We start from the raw sequence: 22445 nt of genomic DNA, 5'->3' as shown, positions 1-22445 counted from the left end.
TTTCGCGAACTTGGCCAATCGCGCATCTGCCGTGATCTTATCTTACGATAACGGTGGCCGCCCGCCGGTGGCAGGTTGATCAGGGTCACTTCCGCGAGGACGATGCATCGACCTCGATCTTGCTCCGTCTGCCGGTGACGTTGCACGATCGGATCAAGGTTGCCGTCGACAAGCGGGACATTCCCGACCAATCCTTGATCATGACGTGGCTGGCGGAAAAGACGGGCAGCGGTTGAACCGCGAGTCGACGCGGGTTCCACGACTGTCGTTCGGCTCGTCCGTGCTAGGGTCGTCACCTTGAACCGTGGAGGATCCCAATGAAACTCGCCTATTCCGCCGCCAGCCCCTATGTGCGCAAGGTCAATGCCTGCGCGATCAAGCGCGGCATCGACGGGCAGATCGAGCGGCTGAAGATCGGCACCACCGATCCGGCCCTGCTGCAGTACAACCCGCTCTCCAAGGTGCCGACGCTGATGCTCGACGACGGCACCTGCCTCTACGATTCGCCGGTGATCTGCGAATATCTCGACACGATCGGCCCGGCGCCGAAGCTCTTTCCCATGGCGGCGCCGGCGCGCTGGAAGGCGCTCACCCAGCAGGCGCTGGGCGACGGCATCCTCGACGCCACGCAGCCGCGCCGGCGCGAGCTCACCTTGCCGCAGGACGACGGTCGCAAGGCCTACATCGCGCTGCAGCAGGGCAAGGTCACGCGTTCGCTCGACGCGCTGGAGAAGGAGGCCGGTGCGCTGGGCGATCTCGCCACCATCGGCGAGATCACCATCGGCTGCGCCCTGGGTTATCTCGATTTCCGTTACGCCAACGAGCCGTGGCGGCCGGGCCATCCGAAGCTTGAGGCGTGGTACGCGCGGGTGGTGAAGCTGCCGCCGCTCGCCGAGACCATGCCGGTCGGCTGAGGAGCACGCCATGCCGGCACGGACGGGCGAACAGTTCCTGAAAGGCCTGCGCAGCCCGCGCGAGGTATGGGTCGACGGCGAGCGCGTGAAGGACGTCGTCGATCACCCCAGGCTCACGGGCGCGGCCCATGCGCTGGCCGAGGTCTTCGACCTGCAGCACAGGCACGCCGACATCCTTCTGACGGCCGACCCCGATTCGGGCGAGCCGATCGGCACCAGCCACGTCGCGCCGCGCAGCCGCGCCGACCTCGCGCGCCGCGGCGCGGCGCTGCGCCGGGTCGCGGAGTACTCCGTCGGCCTGATGGGTCGCACGCCCGACTACATGAACGTCACCTACGCCGGCTTCGCCGCGCGGCCCGACGAATGGGGCGCCAACGGCAACGAGGCCGGCGCCGAGCGGTTGGTCGCCTACCAGAAGTTCCTGCGTCGCAACGACATCTCGCTCACCCACACGATCGTGCATCCGACCGTCGACAAGGCGATGGGCGATGTGCCCAAGCCCGGCAGCGAGCTGGCGCTGCACAAGGTCGGCGAGACCGAGCACGGCATCGTCGTGCGCGGCGCGCGCATCCTCGCCACCCTGGCGCCCTTCGCCGACGAGATCGCCGTCTATCCCGCCCATCCGCTGCCGCAGGGCGCAGAGGCCTATGCGCTCTGCTTCTGCATCCCGATGAGTTCGCCGGGGCTGAAGTTCCTGTGCCGCGATTCGGTGTCGGCCGGCCGCAACTGCTTCGACCACCCGCTCAGCAGCCGCTTCGACGAGCAGGACGCCTTCGTCATCTTCGACGACGTCGAGGTGCCGCGCGATCGGCTGTTCATCGACTGCAATCTCGCCGCCTACAACACGGTGATGACGACGAGCTGGCCGGCCAACATCCAGCAGCAGACCATGATTCGCGCCTCAGTGAAGCTCGATTTCGCCTGGGGACTGGCGCTGCGCATGGCGGCCTCGATCAACGCCGCCGATCCGGAGACCATGCGGCTGATCGGCGAGATCTGGGGCTATGCCGAGTTCACCCGCGCCGCCATCGTCGCCGCCGAGGTCGAGGCGCGCGAATGGCCGTCGGGCCTGTGGACCTGCTCGGGCGCGCCGCTGCACGCGCTGCGCGGCTTCCTGCCGCTGTGGTTCCCGCGAGTGAACGAGATCCTGCGCCTGATCGGCTCGCACAACCTCTTCGCGACGCCGAGCCTCGCGCAGATGGAGGACAAGGAGCTGCGCCCCCTGATCGACAAGTACCTGCCCGGCGCCAAGGGCATGCCGGCGGAGGAGCGCATCCGGACCTTCCGGCTCGCCTGGGATTTCGCCGGTTCCGCGCTCGCCAGCCGCAACGAACAGTACGAGCGCTTCTATCTCGCCTCGTCGCCGCGCAACCTGGCGCGGCATCTGACTTTCACCGATCGCAGCCGGGCCGACCGGCTGGTCGATCGTTTCCTCAAGGAGAAACTCTAACGGTCGCTTTCGAGGAGGATGCGATGAGCGACGACATCGATGTCCTGAAGCCCGACACGATCACCAAGCCCAGGACCGAGCAGCCCAAGCTTTACAAGGTGGTGCTCATCAACGACGACTACACGCCGCGCGAGTTCGTGGTGAAGGTGCTGCAGGCGGTGTTCCGTACCAGCGAGGACGAGGGCTACCGCATCATGATGACGGCACATCAGCGCGGCACCTGCGTCGTCGCCACCTACACGCGCGACGTCGCCGAGAGCAAGGCCACCGAGGCCAATGACATGGGCCGCCAGGCCGGCCATCCGCTCACCTTCTCGACCGAGCCCGAGGAATAGCTCAATGCCCTTCGAGGAACACGTAGTTCTGCCAGCTGCGCATCCGCAGAAGCACCTTGCGCAGTACGGACACATGATGGAAGTGCTCGGTGTAGATGGCGACCTGCGCCGCGGCACCGAGCGGGATATTGTAGGCTGACAAATCTTCCTCGATGTCGATCATGGCAAGGGCGCGGCCGCCGCTGTTGCTTGGCCAGCCGAGGTCGATCAAGCTGCCGGTCGCCTGCACCTGGCCGGCGCCGATCGCGTCGAGCACGCGATTGACCTTCGCCTTGAACACGCGGCCCGGCACGGCGTCATAGGCGACCTCGGCCTCGTCGCCCGCCTTGACGCGCTGAAGCGAGTTCTGCTGGAAGGCCGCCACCAGGGAACTGTCCTGCTTGTCGGTGTTGATGAAGACCATGACCGGCCGCAATGGCGCCGGCACGACATACATGCCTGGCCGGAGGCTGAGTTGCGTGACATATCCCGGTCCTGCCGCCCGCACGACGGTCTGGTCGAGGTCGTATTTTGCATCGGCCAGTTCGGCGGTGAGCCGGGCGACCGCGGTGTTCACGCCCCCGATGTTCGACGTATAGGCGAGCCGCGCGCGCTCCTCTTCTGCGCGTGCGCCCAGAACGGACTGTCGGGCGGCATCGAGATTGCGGGCGGCGATGTCCAGCGTTGCCTGCGCGACGACCTTCCGTTCGAACAATTCGGATTGCCGCTGGAATTCCTGCTGCGCGAGCTGCTGTTGGGCCTCGGCCCTTTGAGCGGCGGCAGTGACCTGGTCCAGCGCCGCCTTGAGCTGTTTGACGTTCTGCTCGGCTTCCGCCAGGGCCGCCTGCCTTTGTTCGACGATGTACTCGTAGGGTTTGGGATCGATGCGGAACAGCACATCGCCGTCCTTGAGCGGCACGTTCGCCTGCACCGGCACCTCGACCACCCGTCCCCTGACGCCGGGCAAAATGGGCGTCGTCGCGAAGTAGATGCGCGCGTTGGTGGTGAAGGGGTGGTTGTAGTTCATGACCAGCAGCAAGAGGCTGATGCCGATGATGCCACCCAGGGCCGCCGTCGAAAGCGACCACTGGTTGACTGGAATTTTGAAGATCTTGAACACCGCATAGCAGATAGCGACGTAAGTGAGGATCAGCAGGAGGTCCACGGTCAGCCCTCCGTGCCGAGCTTGGTCTCGAGCGCCTCGATCCGGCGTATCAACTCGCCGACTTCGCCCGGATCTCCGGCAAAAGCGCCCCGTTCGGAAATGCCCCAGCCGCGATCCGGTCGGTAGGCCATGGCCCAGATCCAGAGGAATGGCCAGAGCGCGTGCAACGTGAACAGGCTGACCCATCCCGCCGCATGAATCGCGTCCTGGTGCGGATGTCGGCGCGACTTCGCGATCAGGTGCGGAATGTCATGGATCGCGATGATGCCGTAGAACAGTACCACCACGACGAACAGGAGGACGAAAAGCGCGAAGTAGTTTAGAAACGGGTCGCCCATGGTTCCGGCTCCTTGATTTCCCCAAGTAGCAGCATTGAATCCGGGCTGGCGTTGACGAATATCAACGATGGACCCGACCGGGCGGCCGTATGATATCCAATGAGGCACTGATGCTTGATTGGATCGCGGCAAAAATCTGGGCGATTGTCACCTATCTCCCTCCCGTTTTCGTGGAGTTCGACTCGCCCGTCTTCACGATCGTCCGCGGCGCGTTCGCGCTGCTGCTGATCGTGCTTGTTGTTTTTCTGATCGCGATGTGGCCCTCCCGGTCGCGCTTGAGACGGCTGTTCGCGCGCCGGGGAGATTGATCGGCACGGTTTTCCCACTTGGCAGGATGGAGCGGAGAATGAGCAAGAACAAATCGGTTTGGGCGTCGGCAATCGTTCTCTTGTCGCTGTCCCTGGCGGGCTGCAGCGAGACCATGAGCGGCGGCCAGAAGGGGGCGCTGACGGGGGCTGCCCTCGGCTCCGGCATCGGCATGGTTGCCGGCGGTTCGTTCGGTGAGGTCGTCGGAGCCGGTTTGATCGGCGGATCGCTCGGTTACATCGTGGGGGACAAGAAATGATCCGGAATATCCTGGCAGCGGCGGTGCTGCTCGTCTCGGCAGGAACAACGTCGGCCGTGGCTCAGTCGCAAAAATTCGACAATGCGGCTTACCTAACCTGTCGGGAGGCTCAAGCCATGGCTCCGGAGGCGCGTCGCGCGGTGGCAATCTTCCTCGCCGAGCATGTTGCACGTTACCGGGGCGTCAGGATTCCGGAGGGTGCGGACGGCGGCAATCTGGCCATGTTGGTCCGTGGCGGATGCACGTTGTCGCCCGACAGCCATCTGTTCGCCGTCATCGACCGGGCGATTCTAGCCGAGCGCGACAGGCTCCCCAAGCGTTGACGGCTTGGGCGAGAAAGCGACCTACGGCGTGCCCGCCAGGAGCTGGCAGGTATAGCGTGCGATCATTCGTTCTTCGTCGGTAGGCACGACCCAGGCGGAGACATTCGATGTGTCGGTGCTGATGCGGCTCTCGCCCGCGGTGTTGCGCCGCTCGTCGAGCGTCAGTCCGAGCCATCGGCAGCCGGTGGAGACCTCGGAGCGCGTCGCCGGATCGTTCTCGCCGACTCCGGCCGTGAAGACGATGCCGTCGAGTCCGCCCAGGGCCGCCGCCAGAGAACCGATTTCACGCACGATGCGATAGACGAAGAGCGCGATTGCGTGCGCGGCCTCCGGTGCCGTCGATTGGCGCAGCACCCGCATGTCCGACGAGATGCCCGAGACTCCGAGCAAACCGGACTGGCGGTAGAGCAGGTCCTCGATCTGTTCCGTGCTCATCCCGCGTTCCTGCAGGAGATAGAGCAGGATGCCGGGATCCAGCGCACCCGTGCGGGTTCCCATCATCAGCCCGTCGATCGCAGAGAAGCCCATCGTGCTGGCGATGCTCTTCCCGTCTCGGACGGCGCACAGACTGGCGCCACTGCCGAGATGTGCGATGACAAGGCGCGCGCCCGACAGCACCGGCATCGTCTCCTTGAGCCGGTTGACGACATAGTCGTAGGACAGGCCGTGGAAGCCGTAGCGGCGTACACCGTCGCGCGTGTACTTGCCGGGAAGGGCAAATTCCTGGGCGAGCGCCGGCTGCGTACGGTGGAAGGCCGTATCGAAGCAGGCAACCTGCGGCAATCGGGGCGCAGCCTCGGTGACTGTCGCAATGGCCGCGAGATTGTGCGGCTGATGCAGCGGCGCGAGAGGAACCAGTTTGGTCAGGGCTTTCATCACCCTGGTGTTGACGCGTGTGGGCGTAGCGAACGCCGTGCCGCCATGCACCACGCGATGACCGATCCCAAGCACCGGCCGGTCTCCCACGAGCTTGCGGCCGAGCAGGAGCAACTCTCTCACGGCGCCACCGTGGTCGAGCATTCCCTTGGTCCACTCTCGTTCGGCAACGATCCGGCCACCTCCATCGAGCATCCGCAGGCGCGGCGCCAGACCGAGCTGCTCGATCTGGCCGCGAAACAGCAGGACACCGTCGAAAGAAGCCTCGTAGATGGCGAATTTGACGCTCGATGAGCCGGCATTGACGACCACGATGCAGCCGTCAGGTGGGGAGTCCGACATCGTGACCGGCTAGGCGGGAATGGACGCTTTCGCCCGTCGCGCCGCCGCCACCAGCACGGCGACGGCGCAAGAGGCGAGGCGAGTGAGACGCGAATCGGCCCGGCTCGTCAGGATGATCGGCACGCGCGCGCCCAGCACGATGCCGGCGGCGTCGGCCCCGGCGAGGAAGGAAAGGCTCTTGGCCAGCATGTTACCGGCTTCGAGATCGGGCACGATCAATACGTTGGCCTGGCCGGCGACCGGGGAGACGATATGCTTGATTTCGGCGGCCTGCAGGCTGATGGCGTTGTCCAGCGCCAGCGGCCCATCGAGGATGCCGCCGGTGATCTGGCCGCGGTCGGCCATCTTGCACAGCGCAGCTGCTTCGAGCGTCGACGGCACCTTGGGGTTGACTGTCTCCATCGCGCTCAGGATCGCCACGCGAGGCCTCTCGACACCGAGTGCGTGCGCGAGATCGATGGCGTTCTGAACGATGTCGACCTTGGCCTCGAGACTGGGGGCTATGTTTACGGCGGCGTCGCTGATGATCAGGGCCTGCGAATGGCCGGGTACGTCCATGACGAAGCAATGACTGATGCGTCGCGCGGTGCGGATGCCGGTGTCGCGTGCGACGGCGGCGGCCATCAACTCGTCGGTGTGCAAGCTGCCCTTCATGAGCGCCTCGGCGCGACCGGCCTTTACCAGTCCGACCGCCTTGGTCGCGGACTCGTGGCTATGCAATGCGTCGATGCACTCGAAACCGGAAATGTCGAGCTTCGCCCGGCTTGCCGTGTCGCCGATGCGGGCCCGAGGGCCGACGAGCACAGGCTCGATGATGCCGAGCTTCGCCGCCTCGACGGCGCTTTCCAGTGAGACCTCGTCGCACGGGTGGGCGACTGCTGTCGTCATGCGGGGCAATTCGCGAGCCCGCGCAATCAAGTGCTCGTACTTTTCGTGCCGTTTGCCTGCGCCGCCGAGGGTGTCCCCAGTCATTGAAATTTCTCCCCATCTGTCTTCTAGCCAGACCGACCCATGGCGACATTGACCTTGGTCAATGCGCGGCGGCGTGTTCCGGGTGGATATGTTTCCGAACAACGTCCAGGGGAGGACGCGATGCAGGACGCCACCTCCGGCCAGCCCGATCGGGCGCAGACGAACGCAAGGGCTTGGCAATCTTTCAATCCCGGCCGCTGGCAGCAGCAAATCGACGTGCGCGACTTTATCGTCCGCAATGTCACGCCCTACGAGGGTGACGAGACGTTTCTTGTCGGCCCGTCGATCCGCACCAGGGCGGTATGGGCGAAGCTGCAACCCTACTTCGAGGAAGAGCGCAAGAAGGGCGTCCTCGACGTCGACGCCGCGAATCCGTCGTCGCTCCTGGCGCACGGTCCCGGTTGGATCGACAAGGACAACGAGGTGATCGTCGGGCTGCAGACCGACAAACCGTTCAAGCGCGCGATCTTTCCGGCGGGCGGACTGCGCATGGTCGAGGCGGGCCTCAAGGCCGCAGGCTTCGCTGCCGATCCGGCCGTTCACGAGGCCTTCACCAAGTACCGCAAGACGCACAACGACGGCGTGTTCGACGCCTATACGCCGGAAATCCTGGCATGCCGGCGTTCGCACGTCGTCACCGGGCTGCCCGACGCCTATGGCCGAGGCCGCATCATCGGCGACTATCGACGCGTGGCGCTCTACGGAGTCGATCGTCTGCTCGCGGCGAAGAAAGTCGAGCGCGCCCAGCTCGACGACATGTGGGCGACCGACGAGATCATTCGCGAGCGCGAGGAGCTGGCGGAGCAGATGCGCGCCCTCGCCGATCTGGTCGAGATGGGCAAACGCTACGGCTGTGACCTGAAGCGGCCCGCCGAGACGGCGCGCGAAGCCGTGCAGTGGACCTATCTTGCCTATCTTGGCGCCATCAAGGAGGCCAATGGCGCGGCCATGTCGATCGGCCGGGTCTCGACCTTCCTCGATGTCTTCATCGAGCGCGACCTGCTCGCGGGCAAGCTCGACGAATCGGGCGCGCAGGAACTGATCGACCAGGTCGTGCAGAAGCTGCGCATCGTGCGTTTCCTGCGTACGCCGGAGTACGACGCCCTGTTCAGCGGCGATCCCTACTGGGCGACGGAATGTATCGGCGGCATGGACCTTGACGGCCGACCGCTGGTGACGAAGACCAGTTTCCGGATGCTGCACACGCTCAGGAATCTGGGCCCGGCGCCGGAGCCGAACATGACGGTGCTGTGGTCGCAGCACCTGCCGGGGCCGTTCAAGCGCTACTGCATCAAGGTCAGTCGCGATACTTCGGCCGTGCAGTACGAGAACGACGATCTGATGCGTCCCTACTGGGGCGACGACTTCGGGATCGCCTGCTGTGTTTCGGCCATGCGGGTCGGAAAACAGATGCAATTCTTCGGCGCTCGCGTGAACCTCGCCAAGGCGCTGCTCTACGCCATCAACGGTGGCCGAGACGAGATGAGCGGCGCGCAAGTGGCGCCGGCAACGGCACCGATCACCTCGGATGTGCTCGACTACGACGAAGTCGCCGCCAAGTTCGACGCGACGATGGAGTGGCTGGCGCGCACATACGTGCATGCACTGAACTGTATCCACTACATGCACGACAAGTACTTCTACGAGCGCCTCGAGATGGCGCTGCATGATCGCTCCATCCTGCGCACCATGGCTTGCGGTATCGCCGGCCTGTCGGTTACGGCCGACAGCCTGTCCGCCATCAAGCACGCCAAGGTGCACGTCATTCGCGACGACAAGGGCCTTGCCATCGACTATCGCATCGAGGGCGAGTTTCCGACTTACGGCAATGCCGATCGCCGGGTCGACGATATCGCGGCCGATATCGTCACGCGCTTCATGCAGAAGGTGCGCAAGCATCCGACCTATCGCAACGCCGTGCACACCCAGTCGGTGCTGACGATCACCTCCAACGTGGTCTACGGAAAGCACACCGGCAACACGCCGGACGGGCGGCGCAAGGGCGAGCCGTTCGCGCCCGGCGCCAACCCGATGCATGGACGGGACACGCATGGCTGGCTCGCCTCCTGCATCTCGGTGGCACGGTTGCCCTATGCCGACGCCCAGGACGGCATCAGCTACACGGTCAGCATTGCCCCCAACCTCGCGCAGCGCGACAGCGAGGCGGCGATCGACAACGCCGTCAAGGCGTTCGACATGTATTTCGGGCAGGGCGGCTTTCACATGAACCTGAACGTGCTCTCGATCGACACGCTGAAGGACGCGATGGAGCATCCGGAGAAGTATCCGCAGCTCACCATCCGGGTCTCGGGCTATGCCGTGAACTTCGTCCGCCTGACGCGCGAGCAGCAGCTCGATGTGATCCGTCGGACGTTTCATCGCAGCTACTGAGGCCGCGTCATGACCGAAAACGGCATGGTCGAGGTCGGCAGCCGGTTCGACCTGCGCGTCCGCAAATCTCCGGATGCTCCGGAAACGAGCGAGTTCAAGGGCACCGAGCGCACCTGCGGCTGGGTGCATTCCTACGAGACCGGCTCGACGGTCGACGGGCCGGGCGTGCGCCTGATGCTGTTCATGTCGGGCTGTCTGCTTCGCTGTCTCTACTGTCACAACCCCGACACCTGGCATCTCAAGGACGGCACGCGCATCGAGTTGGCGCACGCCATCCGCCGGCTTGGAGACTTTGCCCCTGCGCTGAGGGCGATGGGCGGTGGGCTTACCATCTCCGGCGGCGAGCCACTCGTGCAGACGGCGTTCACCCGAGGCCTCTTCGAGGCGGCCAAGGGCATGGGCCTGCATACCGCGCTCGATACTTCGGGCTTCCTGGGGGATCGCGCCGACGACGACTACATGAAAAGCGTCGATCTGGTGCTGCTCGACATCAAGAGCGGCGATCCCGAGATCTATCGGCAGGTTACGGGCGTCGAACTCGAGCCGACGTTGCGCTTTGCCCGCCGACTCGAGGTGCTGGGCAAGGCCGTCTGGATCAGGTTCGTGCTGGTGCCGGGCCTGACGGACGATCCGGCCAACATCGACAAGGTCGCCCGATTGGTTGCCCCGATGAAGAACGTCGAATGGGTCGAAGTCCTGCCATTCCATCAAATGGGGGAATTCAAGTGGAAGACGCTCGGGCTCGACTACAGGCTCGGCGACACGCCTACACCGACCGCAGCGCAGATGCAGGCTGCCTTGAATGTCTTTCGCGATGCCGGCTGCCGCGCTCGGTAAGCGAACTGGCTCGTCCTCAGGGGAGATTTGATGCTGGCTTCACTGGCCGACCTCCTGGCTTCTCAGCCGATTCTGGCGCTCTTTTTGGCAATTGGGCTTGGTTATGCCGTAGGCCAGATCAACGTGTTCGGGTTCTCGCTCGGCATCGGCGCCGTCCTGTTCGTCGGCCTGGCGATCGGTGGCATCGCCCCCAAGGCGCAGATCGCGGGGCTGATCGGCCTGATCGGCCTGGTCATGTTCCTCTACGGCATCGGCATCCTCTACGGCCGCCAGTTCTTCGAGGGGCTATCCGGACCGGGGCGCCGCTACAATGCGCTGGCGATTGTCGCCATCATCGTCGGATTGGCCGTCGCGCTCGGTCTCGGCCGGATCTTCGGCATCGAGCCCGGCCATACTCTGGGCATCTTTGCCGGCTCGATGACGAGCACGCCCACTCTGCAGGCCGCGCTCGACGCCACGGGCAACAATTCGCCGTCGATCGGCTACTCCGTTACCTATCCGTTCGGCGTCATCGGCCCCATTCTTTGCTTCTATTTCCTGACACGGGCGGTGAAGCCTGCCTTCGAGCCGCCGGCGGCGCGCTTCCACATGGCCGAGATCACCGTCGACAGGCTTCCCGCCGAGAGGACGAAGCTCGGTGAACTGGTCAAGGCGATGCCGGCCGGTGTCCAGGTTTCGGGAGTGCGTCAGGACCATCGCAACCTGCTGCCAAACGACGACATTGTCATTCGGCCCGGGGATGGTCTGCTGATTGCGGCGGATCGCCCGGCATCGATCGCCGAGACGGTTGCCGCCCTTGGACGTCTCGACCCCGGCCGGATCGCCAAGGATCGCGGCGACCTTTCCTATCAGCGCTTTTTCGTCTCCAAGGTCGGCCTGACTGGCGTCGCGCTGGCCCAACTGCCAATGCCGAGCAGCTTTCCGATGCACATCCTGCACCTCAGGCGGCATGACGCCGACGTCGTGCCGACGTCCGACGCGATGCTGGAGATCGGCGATCGCATCGGCGTGCTGGTGCCTGCCGACCGCATTGCCGAGGCGCGGGCCTTCTTCGGGGACACGGTCAAGTCGACCGCGGAGTTCAGCTACATCTCGGTTGGATTCGGCATGGTGCTGGGTGTGTTGCTCGGCCTGGTTCCCATCCCCATTCCCGGCGTGGGCACGGTGTCGCTCGGCATCGGCGGTGGGCCGCTGATCGTGGCCCTGATCCTCGGCAGATTGCGCCGTACGGGCCCGATCAGCTGGGTCATGCCGCTGCCGGCCAACATCGTACTGCGCAACTTCGGGTTGACACTGTTCCTCGGTGTGGTCGGCATCAATTCCGGCCAGGCCTTTGTGACGACGGTGGCGCAGAGCGGCCCGCTGATGCTGCTGATCGGCGCAGCCGTGGTGCTGAGCATGGTGCTCATCATCCTGATCGTCGGCCGCTATGTGATGCGCATTCCATTCGACGACCTGCTGGGGGTCGCATCTGGTGCCACGGGCAACCCGGCCATCCTGGTCTATGCGTCACGCATGGCGCCCACGGACCGCACCGACATCAGCTACGCGATGATCTTCCCATCCGGCACCATCGTTAAGGTCGTCGCGGTGCAGATCGTCGGCTTGGCACTCCTTTGAGGCAAGCCATGTCCAATGCGATTCCCGATCCTATCGACTGCCAAACACCAGCCGACGAGAGGGACGCGATGGTCCAGCGCAGTGCCTTGGCCCTGTTGGTGCTCGCGGGGGGCGCGCTCGCCGTCGCGCCCGCCTCGGCCCAGGCCGACCGGCCGCCGTTTTCGCCGGAAGAACTCGACCAGATGCTGGCGCCGATCGCGCTCTATCCCGATGCAGTGCTGTCGCAGATCATGATGGCGGCGACTTACCCCCTCGAAGTCGTGGAGGCGGCGCGCTGGTCGCAGACCAACCCTAACGTGAAGGGCGACGCAGCGATCGCGGCAGTCCAGCAGATGAGATGGGACGCCAGCGTGAAGTCGCTCGTCGCCTTTCCACCTGTCCTTGCCCAGATGAACGACCAGCTGCAGTGGACGCAGAATCTGGGCGACGCGATGATCAGTCAGGAAGCGGATGTCGCCGATTCCATACAGCGATTGCGGGCTCGCGCGTCGGATGCCGGCAACCTGAAGACCGGCAAGGAACAGGTCGTCAGCACGCAAGCCCAGGGTAGCGACCGCATCATCGTCATCGAGCCGGCCGACCCGCAGGTCGTCTACGTGCCGTCGTACAATCCGACATGGGTCTATGGAAGCTGGCCCTACCCGGCCTATCCACCCTACTACTGGCCGCTGGGCGGTGCGCTGGCGACAGGTTTCCTCTGGGGGCTGGGATTTGCCGCCGCCGGTGCCTTGTTCGGTGGCTGGGCTTGGGGGTATGGCCGTGGCAGCAGCTACGTCAACGTCAACGTCAATCGAGCGACCAACATCGACCGCAACTTCGACCGGACGAAAGTCGGAAGCGGCAATCGTTGGCAGCACAATGTCGATCATCGTCGAGGCGTCGCGTATCGCGATACCGCCGCCCGCGATCGCTACGGTCAATCGCGACCCGGCGTGGATCACCGCCAGCAGTTCCGCGGGCAGGACGGCGGTGGGCCTCGCCCGGGAGAAGGCGCCGGGCAGCAGCGTCCCGGCGGCGAAGGCGCCGGAGGTCCGGCCCAGCGGCCCTCCGGTGGTGGTGCGCCAAGCCAACGACCCGGAGCCGCGCAACGTCCGTCGGGCGGTGGTGCCGGGCCTGCGCAGAGGCCTTCAGGCGGGCTGGATGGAGTCGATCGCGGTCAGCAGGTGAATCGCGAGGCTCAGCGGGGGCGAGCCCAGCAGAGCAGGGCGGGATCGCATGGCGGTGGTGGCGCTCGACCCTCAGGCGGCGGTGCGCGTGCCGGCGGCGGCGGTGCGCGCGGAGGAGGGGGAGGAGGCCGTCGATGAGAGTGTTGCGACGCGAACTATTGGCTGTGGCGCTCTGCGCCGCGGTCGCGACGCGGGCTCGGGCGCAGGCGCCTGCTGCTCTTCGCTCCTTCCCATCTGCGCAGGCCGCCGCCGACGCTCTGGCGACCGCGATCCGCAATGACGACGATTTGGCCGTGCAGGCGATGCTTGGCTCGGATTGGCAGGAATTCGTTCCTGGCCGCGTTCATGACGAGGAGGAGGTTCGAGCCAAATTCGTCAAGGCATGGGATGAGAGCCATCGACTCATGTCCGTAGGCGACGACAAGGTGCTCGTCGGCGTAGGCACCACCGGATGGACGTTGCCTATCCCCATCGTGCGACGGGACGGGAGTTGGTGGTTCGACGTTGAGGCTGGGCATCTCGAAGTACAGGCGCGAACGATCGGACACAATGAACTGGCGGTCGTTCAGACGTTGCTAGCCATCGTGGATGCTCAACGTGAGTACGCAGCACGCGATCCGATGAAGACCGGCAGCCCCGTCTATGCGAGGCGCCTGTTGAGTTCGCCCGGCGCGAAGAACGGGCTCTATTGGGACACCCAACCCGACGAGCCGCCCAGCCCGATCGGACCGCTGCTCGCCAAGGCGCAGCTGGGCGATGCCCGGGTCAACGGATACTACGGCTACCGGTTTCGCCTGCTCTACCGCCAGGGACCGGACGCTCCCGGCGGCGCCTACGAGTATCTCGTCAAGGGGCGTATGCTCGGAGGCTTTGCAGTCATCGCCTGGCCGGTTCGCTACGGCGAATCCGGCGTCATGACGTTCATGGTCGGCCACTCCGGCGACGTCTACGAGCGCGACCTGGGGCCGGATACGGAACGCGAAGCGAGTCTCATTCAGTCCTTCAATCCCGACAAGAATTGGGACAGGGCGGACATGAATCCCTGAGATTCGCGGCGACCGGGAGAATGGCCTCCACGATCTGGCTGACGAAAGCCGGATCGCATCCTTCTTAGCTGGAGGTGAGGCCGAGCCGGGTGATCAGCCCGTGCAACCGGTCGCGCTCGGCGAGCAGCCAGGCGGCCAGACGATCCGACTTCATGGTGATCGGCTCGATGTCGCCGGCGGCGAGACGGGCGCGGGCGTCCGGCGTTTCGACGGCGGTTGTCACAGATGTGTTCAGCCGCTCGACGATCGACGATTGCACGCGGCGTGGTGCGAAGATGGTCAGGACCGATGCGATCTCCATCTCGCCGAAACCCTGCTCGGTCATGGTTGGAAGCGACGGCAGTTTCACGATGCGCGTGGAGCCAAGGGCGGCGATCGGCTTGACCGCGCCGGTCATGATGTAGGGCAAGACGATCGACGTGCTGATGATCCCAAGCTCGATCCGTTCGGCCAGCAGGTCCACCAGGCCGGGTGGCAGGCCCCTGTAGGGGATCGACGTCATGTCGACGCCGAACCGGCTCTTGATCTGCTCGACGACGAGATGCTGGCGCGTGCCGTTGGCCGGGTTGAGATAGTTGATCTTCCCCGGATGCCGTTGGGCATGGTCGACGAGTTCCTGCAGGGTCGACACGGGGAGGGACTTGGCGACGCAGATGACCGCAGAGCCTTCGCCGATGCTGGCAACCGGCGTCAGGTCCCGGATCACGTCGAAGGATACCTTGACCATGTATTGAAAGGACACGACCTCCGACACGGTCAACAGGAGCGAGTGACCGTCGGCGGGCCCGTCGATGACGATCTGCGCCGCGATCAGGCCGTTGCCGCCGGGCCGGAGGTCGATCAGGACCGGCTGGCCCAGCGCTTTCGACAGGGGATCGACGATGGCGCGCCCGCCGATGTCGATGATGCCGCCGGCCGGGCCCGAGACGACGAGACGAATCGGCTTGGAGGGCCATGTCTGGGCGTGTGCACCGGCGAGCGGCACGGCGGCAGTTGCGAGCAAGCTTCGTCGCGATAAAGAAGCCACGGCCGAATGTCCTGCCGGTTGATGATTGTCAAAGCGATGCGACTACCCACTCGATACGCTGCCTCGTGCAGGCTGCCATGACGGCTATCGATTCTACCCCGCATTCGCTCGGCCGCAAGGCGTACGCGATCGAGCTCAGGCACCTGCAGCTCGAATATTGTCGGCTGCAGGAATGGGTTCGTTTGTCGGGCGAACGGATCGTCGTGGTCCTCGAGGGTCGCACGGCGGCGGGGCGCGGGACGATTGTTCGGAAGATCGCCGATTGCGTGAACCCCCGGATATTTCGGATGATGACCCTGCCGAGTCGGTCACCCCGCGAGGCCAGCCAGACCTTCATGCAACGCTTCTTCCGGCATTTGCCGGCAGCCGGAGAACTCATTCTGTTCAATCCGAGCTGGTACCGGCTGCCGAACACCGAGTATGTCATCCGTCGAAGCAGCTCCGATGAGCATCGTCAATTCCTGCAGACCTGTCCGGTCGCCGAGCGCTTCCTCATCGAGACGGGAATCCGGCTGATCAAGGTATGGCTGGAGGTCGGTCCGGAACAGCAGCAGGAGCGTCTCGCCGCCTGCTTGCAGGATCCACTGCTTAATTTGCAGGTTGAAGACGTGGATCTCGAGCTCAGTCGCAGATGGTACGAATTCTCGAAGGCGCGCGACCTGATGTTCGACTACACGGATACCGACCTCGCGCCATGGCATATCGTCCACATGGACGACAGAAGGCGTGGCGTGCTCAACGCCTTGGCCCATATTCTTTCACAGGTGCCGTACAAGACAGTCGACGCCGCGCCGCGCCGCTTGCCGGAGCGCGACGATGAGGGCGCGTACGACGACTATGCCTCTCTTGCAGAGCGACGTCTGGTTGAGATCAGGTATTAGTTGTATATTTCGGTGCGAAATTAGACGCGGCTCCTGACCGATGCTAACGTATTTGGGTGTACCAGCACCGGCAGCCGGGACTCAAACCCTCAGCGCAATCGCTTGTCACACACGCGAGGCAGAAATTGCCGTGCGATCTGTGCCCGGGACGTCGCATCGGCATCTGCAAATCCCTGGACGATCCGAGATTGGCCCAGCTCTTGGCGTTGGGCGCCGCCCGCAGATGGTCGAAGGGCGACGTCCTGTTCGAAGCCGGCACACCGACGGGCCACTTCTACAAGGTGACTAAGGGGCTTGTTGCCATCTTCCGCCTTTTTGAGGACGGGCGACGCCAGATCGTGGGCATCCACACGATCGGCGATCTCTGCGGATACATAGAGCACAATGGAACCTACCATTTCAGCGGCGTCGCGCTGACCGACGTCGAGGCCTGTGGCTTCGACCGCCGCCGTTTCACCGCCTTCGCCGCCCGGCATGCCGACCTGGCGAGCGCATTGGCAGAGGACATGACGGAAAAGCTTCGCCGCACGGGCGAAAGCATGGCGGTGATCGGCCAGCTCAAGGCGTCGGAGCGCGTCGGCTATTTTCTGCTGCAGCTCAGTGGCATCTACGCCGATCGGATGGGCGCAAAGCCGCCGCTGCGGCTCAACCTGTCGCGGCAAGAGATTGCCGACTATCTCGGCCTGTCGCTCGAAACGGTGAGCCGTGCATTCACCAAGCTGAAGAATCGTGGCTTTGTCGTCCTGATCGGCCACGACGAGGTCGCGATCGTCGACCGCCAGAGGCTGGCCGATTTCGTGATGCTGGAGGTCACGATTTGACCGCCGTGGACATTAGTAGAGTTTGATGCCGTAGTTCAGGATCAGCCGGATTTCGTCGACCGTGGTACGAACGTTGTTCTGGTCGGTGGCCGAGAAACCGTAACGGGCACGGAGCCAGAGGCCCGGCAATGGCTTCCAGTTCGGACGCCATTCGAGATTGAAATTCCACTCGTACTCGGTGAGCGGACCGCCGGCGGCCGCGGCCGACGTCCAGCCGTTGAAGTAGAACACGGAGGCCGCGACTCCCGGCAAACCCAGTTCGTTGAGCACGTATGAGAGGCCGACCATCACCGTGTTCTCGCCGGCACGGTTGAAGGCCAGGATCTGCGCATCGGTGTAGAAGGGATTGGCGCTCCAGGGCGTCTGCATGTTGAAGCCGGGGTTCACCACCGAATAGCCGGCGGTCAGGATGGCCGACTTCCAGCCGAGCTGGAGCTGGCTGCCGAACTGGTTGGTCCAGAACGGCGTGCCGCCGTTCAGCAGGTTGGCACCGGTGCTGCGCTGGTCGGCGAACTGCAGCGACAGGGCGGCACTGAAGCCATTGCCGAGAACCGCGGCGTACTTGCCCTCGGCATAGGCGATGTTGATGACGTCCTGCGTGTAGTACTCGATGGCGCCGATGCGCACGGGCCCCCACCCGAACATACCGCCGAACACGCCCGTGCCGCGATCTTCGAGGGCGCCGGCAGACCGGCCCATCGAAATGAATTCGGTCGAATTGCGCTCCTTCATGGCTGCGATGTAGCCGCCGCCGTAGCGGAAGTGAGGACCTCCCGATGCCTCGTCGCCGAACGTGCCATGCAGCACGTAGCCATAGAACGTCTTGGGCGACATGCGGTTGTCGTGCGGCCCCATGAACGGCGTGTCGTAGAGATAGCGTCCGGCGACAATCTCGTGGTCCTTGTGCACATGGACCTTTCCGTAGAGCTGCCCCAGTGAGCCGTACTGCTGTTGGCCCGGCTTTAGGAGACCGGTGCCGTCATGCTCGAGCGGTGCGTAGACCGGAAAGGACGTGTAGAGCACGAATCCGCCGGAGATCAGGTCGAACAGGCGTCCGGTCTCGAAGGCGACAGAGCCGCCGGCCGCCCACGCCTCCCGCCACCCCGACCCGGTCGGTGCGTTCGTCACCTCGTCGCGATAGTAGGAGCGGAAATTGATCGTGGCCTTGGAATCGCGCAGGAATGCCGATGTACCCTTGAGCTGTTCCCGGATCTGGGGGAACAGCGTCAGCGTCTCCGGCACCGGCAGCGTGGTGAAGGTACGCTCAATCGCCGTCAGGCTTTTTGCCGGCGTCTCCGGGATGGGCTCCTCCTGCTTGGCGCTTTGCGCCTGGGCGGGCATCGCCACGCCGGCCGCCGCGATCGCCACGACGATCGTGGCGAGGTGTCGAAGTCGGTTGATCATCGCCGCGGCGTGCCGTCAGCAGAGAACCAGGTTGGCCGCGAGGCCGCCCTCGCTGGTTTCCTTGTATTTCGATGACATGTCCCGGCCGGTATCGGCGAGGGTCTTGATCGTCGTGTCGAGATCGACCCGATGGCGCGAGGCGATCTCGTTGGTCGCGATCATGAAGGCGACCCAGGCCTTTACCGCGCCGAAGGCGCAGCGCTCGATACAAGGCACCTGGACGTAGCCCGCGACCGGATCGCAGGTCATCCCGAGATGGTGCTCGAGCGCCGATTCGGCGGCGTTTTCGATCACCTGCGGCGAACTGCCATGAACCTGCGCGATGAAGGCGGCTGACATCGCCGACGCCACGCCGATCTCCGACTGACAGCCACCCTCGGCTCCCGACAAAGTCGCGTTGTGCTTGCAGAGGTAGCCGATGGCGGCCCCCGCCAGCAGGCCTTCGCGGATCTTCTCCCTCGAAAGTTTCCGCTTGCTCTCGCTCAGCGCGTAGACGATGGCAGGCATGACGCCGGCAGAGCCGCCGGTCGGCGCGGTGATGACCAGATGGCCGCGGGCATTTTCCTCGGAGGCTGCCAGCGCGAAGGCCGAGACCAGGGCGATGGCGCGGTCGCTTTCGTATTTCTCGTCCTGCGCCCGCTCATAGACGGTCGCCGCCTTGGTGTGCAGCTTGATCGGTCCCGGCAGAACGTCGTCCTTGAGCGAGAGGCCGGTCCTGACGGTGGCGAGCATGGCGCCGGCGATCTTGTCGAGAAAGGCGTTGATCTCGGTCTCGGTCTTGCCGGACACCGCGACCTCGTTCGCCATCATCAGTTGCGCGATCGACAGATTGTTCTTTTCGGCGTGCTGACGCAGTTCCTTCATCGTGGCGTAGGGATATTTCGGTTGGCCCTTTTTGGGCGGCTCATAGCCTTTCCACTCGATGAAGCCGCCGCCCACCGAATAGTACTCGAGCTCGTGGAGCACCTTGTCTCCCGCCAGGAGCTTGCAGGTCATGGTGTTGGGATGGGGGAACTCGCCCTTGGGCGAATCGTAGATGATGTCGGCGAGCGACAGGTTGAAGGTCTTGTCTCCGAGCTTCACGGGATAGCTTTGCTGCGGCTTGGCCACCATCTCGTCGAGGAACGCCGGGGCGACAGTAGCCGGCTCCTTGCCAACCAAACCCGCGAGCGCCGCCCGTTCGGTGCCATGCCCCTTGCCGGTGGCGCTGAGGCTGCCGAACAGGTGCACCTTCAGGCCGGTGGCCTGGCCGAGCTGGGCCGCCGGTAGTTTGGCGCAACGCTGGTAGAAGTCGTAGGTGATGCGCATCGGCCCGATCGTATGCGAACTCGAGGGCCCGGGGCCTACCTTGTAGAACTCCTCGACCACGGTCATCACCGGCCCTTTGCCCGCCTTGGCGACGTTCAGGTCGGGCGAGAATGTCCCACCGAACGGCCTGGGAGGCGCTGCCTCCTTGGCCGCCTGCTGCGCACGCGCCTCTTGGGTCCATGCCGCCCCGGTCAGGACCGCCGCGGCGCCGATGACGGCATTTCGCATCAGGAAAGCGCGGCGGTCGATGCCCTCGGGCACATTGGAGAGCTCCGGAAGTTCCTGAAACAGCCCTTCCCGGTCGCGCGACGTTGCCATGCGTTTCTCCCTCGCGGCATTGATAGGTTCAAGTGTCGCGAGGCCGTTGGGAAACCGCATTGAGATTCGTCAAATAGCGCGAGGCGAGCTCACGTTCGTCGTGGCGATCCACCCAGTCCCTGCAGGTCGGCCGTGCCACCACGCCGGCGATCCTCGCTCTCGGGAAACATGCGGGCGACGCTGTTCTCGATTGCAACCAACTCGCGTCGCAGCGCTGGAGCGCGTGATGAGGGCAGGGCGGCGATCAGATGCTCGATCATCGCCTTGGTACGCCGTGCCACTTGCAGGCTGGACGCTCCATAGTGGCGGACCTCCGTTACGGCCAAGTCGACCATGTCCTCCCAACTCGGTGTCGGAAAGACCAGCCTCAGCTTGCCGTCAGTTCCGTGAACCCTTCCAATATCGATGTTGCGCAAGCCGGCAACGCGCAACAGTCGGTGGATTTGGTCGATCGCCAGTACGGCCGTGGTCGGATCGTTGATGGCTGGCGAGAGGGCGCGCGAACAGATGTCGACCATGATGCGCAGGGCAAAGGTCGGATCGAGCTCCATGGTCCGTTCTGCGCCAAATGCCATCATTTTGTTGATCGTCTCTTCGTCGATCCTGGCGTCGGCGGGGTAAATGCGCGCCAGCGGATCCTCGATCGAGACAAAGTCCCCGACCTGCGGCAGGAGCTCGATGATGCAATCCGCCTTCGTGGCCAGTGCAACGAGATCCTGCCGGCCGAATGCGAGGAAAGTGCCCGAGTAGTCACGCCGTGTCACGGTGCGTCCGAGCTCCGGCTGCGGAAGCTCGGCGCTTTCGTCGAATGGTGACTGGTCGCTTATCGGGGCACTACCATAGACACTGTCCATTGCCTCCCGGCCCTGCAAAAAGAGAAACTGCAGTATGCTGACGGGACGCAGACTGGTGCCTAGTTCCTCGACGAACCAGAAGAAGACGGCGATGCTCACCATGTTGGCGATGATTGCCACTACCACGAGGAGCTCGTGCTCGCTCCCCGCCGCCAGGTTCGCGAGCGCGACCAGGGCGAGCACGAAGGAGAAGACGAAGGCGCTGGTGGCTGCCTTGGTGCTGGTCCGTCCGAAGGTGAGACTGATCAGGCGCGGGCTGATCTGGCCGGACGCGAGCTGCACGGCCAGCAGCAGGGCCGATACCGTGTAGACGATGAAGGTCAACATCGAGGCGGCGAACACGCCGATCATGGCGCGGGCACCGTCGATATTGTGTTCGCCGATGATCCGGAGATCGAGGTCTGCGGCAAGCGCGACCAAACAGCGACCGACTGCCCATGCCGCCACGACGGCGAGCGACGGGAACAACCAGAAGGAATACTTCACGAAGCGCCGCAGCCGGTGCCGCGAAAGCCAGCTCATCTCTTGCTCTCCCCTTCCGGGACGGCCGCGTCCGCCCGATGGCCCATCCGACCGGCAACCGCGAGTGTCAGCAGCAGCGTGATGGGCACGCCCAGCGCGATCATGACGGTCGTCCGCGGATCCGTCACGCCTGCAAGCAACGGTGCAAAGGCGGCGCCGAAATTGCGTGTACCGACACCAAGGCTGAGCACGCTTCTTTGCGACGGCGGGAGCGACCGGGCGCTCGCCCAGGAGCCCGCGAGGACCCCGACCGTAAAGATCAGATGGGCCGCGATCGCGAAGCTGCCGATGGCGTCGAGAAAGCTCTTGAAATAGACAGTGACGATCGCGATCAGCAGACCGATCGTCGAGGCATCGGCGAGGAACTTCACACCCTTGCGCAGGGTTGCCGCTACGGCCGGCCAAAGGACGCGCAGCGCCATGCCGAGGCAAAGCGGCGCCAGGAGCAGGGCGAGCAGGGGGCGCGCGATGGTCCATCGGTCCACCTCGAGGCTGGGCGCTATCGCCGGCAGGGCCAGGGGCATGAGCGCGATCGTTCCGAGAGCCGAGATGAGCAGGAAAGCCGCGGTATGGCCGGGGTCACCGCCCGCACGGCGTACGACCATCGGCAGGAAGGGCGCGGCGGGCGCCAGTCCGATCAGCAGCAGTCCGACGGCATAGGCGTCGGCGATCGGCAGCAACCGAACGATGGCCAGTGCAAGGGCCGGGCAAACCAGCCAGTTCCACACCATGACGAGGAGGAGAAATCGGCGGTCGCCGAGCGGACGGACCACCGAACGGACGTCGAGTTCCAGGCCGATCGCGCCGAGGTTTCCCGCCATGAAGACGATCAGCAACGGTGGAAGGGCTGCTGCCGCGAATTGTTGAAACTGGTCCAAGGGCTCGTCGTCGATTGGGCGGAAATACTCCAGTCGCGCGGTCGCATTCACAATGACAATGGTCAAGGACGACCGGAAGGCTCGTCACTATCGTCCTGGGATCAAGACTGTGA

Annotated in this window: 23 protein-coding genes; 14 read left to right on the top strand and 9 right to left on the bottom strand. The window is 64.5% G+C overall.

Annotated features, from left to right (window positions below; translation table 11 throughout):
* Positions 1–53 precede the first annotated feature (53 nt).
* From KIT25_15020 to clpS, 4 genes are all read left to right on the top strand, one after another.
* A complete protein-coding gene (locus tag KIT25_15020; protein ID UYN93366.1) occupies positions 54–236 on the top strand; it encodes a hypothetical protein in 183 nt (60 codons plus the stop codon).
* Between the two features lie 81 nt (positions 237–317).
* Entirely contained in the window at positions 318–914 is a 597-nt protein-coding gene (locus tag KIT25_15015; protein UYN93365.1) for a glutathione S-transferase N-terminal domain-containing protein, read from the top strand.
* 10 nt (positions 915–924) lie between these two features.
* Positions 925–2364 (top strand): hypothetical protein, encoded by a 1440-nt coding sequence (locus tag KIT25_15010; protein ID UYN93364.1) that lies wholly within the window; start codon positions 925–927, stop codon positions 2362–2364.
* 23 nt (positions 2365–2387) lie between these two features.
* The gene (gene clpS / locus KIT25_15005; GenBank protein ID UYN93363.1) at positions 2388–2699 is read left to right on the top strand and encodes an ATP-dependent Clp protease adapter ClpS; all 312 of its coding nucleotides are present in this window, start codon (positions 2388–2390) and stop codon (positions 2697–2699) included.
* Between the two features lies 1 nt (position 2700).
* Here clpS and KIT25_15000 read toward each other — a convergent pair whose 3' ends face one another.
* The gene (locus KIT25_15000) at positions 2701–3843 is read right to left on the bottom strand and encodes an HlyD family secretion protein (protein UYN93362.1); all 1143 of its coding nucleotides are present in this window, start codon (positions 3841–3843) and stop codon (positions 2701–2703) included.
* A gap of 2 nt (positions 3844–3845) precedes the next feature.
* A complete protein-coding gene (locus tag KIT25_14995) occupies positions 3846–4181 on the bottom strand; it encodes a DUF3302 domain-containing protein (GenBank protein UYN93361.1) in 336 nt (111 codons plus the stop codon).
* Between the two features lie 110 nt (positions 4182–4291).
* Between KIT25_14995 and KIT25_14990 the strand changes: the two genes are divergently transcribed.
* The 3 genes from KIT25_14990 to KIT25_14980 are packed head-to-tail and all read left to right on the top strand — an operon-like array spanning position 4292 to position 5069.
* A complete protein-coding gene (locus KIT25_14990) occupies positions 4292–4489 on the top strand; it encodes a hypothetical protein (protein ID UYN93360.1) in 198 nt (65 codons plus the stop codon).
* Between the two features lie 38 nt (positions 4490–4527).
* Positions 4528–4746, top strand: coding sequence for a hypothetical protein (locus KIT25_14985; GenBank protein UYN93359.1), 219 nt, complete (start codon positions 4528–4530; stop codon positions 4744–4746).
* Complete coding sequence (locus KIT25_14980; protein ID UYN93358.1) at positions 4743–5069, top strand: hypothetical protein; 327 nt, start codon at positions 4743–4745, stop codon at positions 5067–5069. Before KIT25_14985 ends, KIT25_14980 begins: the two co-directional genes overlap by 4 nt.
* Before the next feature lie 21 nt (positions 5070–5090).
* On the opposite strand, the gene KIT25_14975 is transcribed toward KIT25_14980, so the two are convergent.
* Both KIT25_14975 and KIT25_14970 read right to left on the bottom strand, forming a co-directional pair.
* Positions 5091–6287: an acetate/propionate family kinase gene (locus tag KIT25_14975; GenBank protein UYN93357.1), complete on the bottom strand. Its 1197-nt coding sequence runs from the start codon at positions 6285–6287 to the stop codon at positions 5091–5093.
* 9 nt (positions 6288–6296) lie between these two features.
* The gene (locus KIT25_14970) at positions 6297–7259 is read right to left on the bottom strand and encodes a phosphate acetyltransferase (protein ID UYN93356.1); all 963 of its coding nucleotides are present in this window, start codon (positions 7257–7259) and stop codon (positions 6297–6299) included.
* Between the two features lie 120 nt (positions 7260–7379).
* On the opposite strand from KIT25_14970, the gene pflB reads away from it, so the two are divergent.
* From pflB to KIT25_14945, 5 genes are read left to right on the top strand one after another with little or no spacing between them, the layout of a single operon-like run.
* Positions 7380–9650, top strand: coding sequence for a formate C-acetyltransferase (gene pflB, locus KIT25_14965; protein ID UYN93355.1), 2271 nt, complete (start codon positions 7380–7382; stop codon positions 9648–9650).
* A gap of 24 nt (positions 9651–9674) precedes the next feature.
* Positions 9675–10487, top strand: coding sequence for a pyruvate formate lyase-activating protein (gene pflA / locus KIT25_14960; protein ID UYN97951.1), 813 nt, complete (start codon positions 9675–9677; stop codon positions 10485–10487).
* Positions 10488–10517: 30 nt separating this feature from the next.
* Complete coding sequence (locus tag KIT25_14955; protein ID UYN93354.1) at positions 10518–12107, top strand: hypothetical protein; 1590 nt, start codon at positions 10518–10520, stop codon at positions 12105–12107.
* An 8-nt stretch (positions 12108–12115) separates the two neighbouring features.
* Complete coding sequence (locus KIT25_14950) at positions 12116–13411, top strand: DUF3300 domain-containing protein (GenBank protein UYN93353.1); 1296 nt, start codon at positions 12116–12118, stop codon at positions 13409–13411.
* Positions 13408–14319 (top strand): DUF2950 domain-containing protein, encoded by a 912-nt coding sequence (locus KIT25_14945; GenBank protein ID UYN93352.1) that lies wholly within the window; start codon positions 13408–13410, stop codon positions 14317–14319. The genes KIT25_14950 and KIT25_14945 overlap by 4 nt, the downstream gene beginning before the upstream one ends.
* Before the next feature lie 64 nt (positions 14320–14383).
* Here KIT25_14945 and KIT25_14940 read toward each other — a convergent pair whose 3' ends face one another.
* Entirely contained in the window at positions 14384–15322 is a 939-nt protein-coding gene (locus KIT25_14940) for a tripartite tricarboxylate transporter substrate binding protein (protein UYN93351.1), read from the bottom strand.
* Between the two features lie 101 nt (positions 15323–15423).
* Between KIT25_14940 and KIT25_14935 the strand changes: the two genes are divergently transcribed.
* Together KIT25_14935 and KIT25_14930 are read left to right on the top strand one after the other, a co-directional pair.
* Positions 15424–16227 carry a polyphosphate kinase 2 gene (locus KIT25_14935; protein ID UYN93350.1) on the top strand — a complete coding sequence of 268 codons (804 nt, stop codon included), beginning with the start codon at positions 15424–15426 and terminating at the stop codon, positions 16225–16227.
* A 200-nt stretch (positions 16228–16427) separates the two neighbouring features.
* Positions 16428–17048: a helix-turn-helix domain-containing protein gene (locus KIT25_14930; protein UYN93349.1), complete on the top strand. Its 621-nt coding sequence runs from the start codon at positions 16428–16430 to the stop codon at positions 17046–17048.
* A gap of 12 nt (positions 17049–17060) precedes the next feature.
* Here KIT25_14930 and KIT25_14925 read toward each other — a convergent pair whose 3' ends face one another.
* The 4 genes from KIT25_14925 to KIT25_14910 form a co-directional block, all read right to left on the bottom strand.
* Positions 17061–18452, bottom strand: a complete 1392-nt coding sequence (locus tag KIT25_14925; protein UYN93348.1) for an OprD family outer membrane porin — start codon at positions 18450–18452, stop codon at positions 17061–17063.
* 15 nt (positions 18453–18467) lie between these two features.
* Positions 18468–20078: an L-serine ammonia-lyase gene (locus tag KIT25_14920; protein UYN93347.1), complete on the bottom strand. Its 1611-nt coding sequence runs from the start codon at positions 20076–20078 to the stop codon at positions 18468–18470.
* A gap of 89 nt (positions 20079–20167) precedes the next feature.
* Positions 20168–21454 (bottom strand): DUF2254 domain-containing protein, encoded by a 1287-nt coding sequence (locus KIT25_14915; GenBank protein UYN93346.1) that lies wholly within the window; start codon positions 21452–21454, stop codon positions 20168–20170.
* Positions 21451–22398 (bottom strand): bile acid:sodium symporter, encoded by a 948-nt coding sequence (locus KIT25_14910; GenBank protein ID UYN93345.1) that lies wholly within the window; start codon positions 22396–22398, stop codon positions 21451–21453. Before KIT25_14910 ends, KIT25_14915 begins: the two co-directional genes overlap by 4 nt.
* Between the last annotated feature and the right edge of the window lie 47 nt (positions 22399–22445).

Origin of the sequence: Enhydrobacter sp. (assembly GCA_025808875.1) — a bacterium.
In the GTDB taxonomy this organism is placed as follows: Bacteria; Pseudomonadota; Alphaproteobacteria; order Reyranellales; family Reyranellaceae; genus Reyranella.
The sequence above is the reverse complement of the archived record's forward strand: the minus strand, read 5'-3'. Positions and strand labels throughout refer to the sequence as shown.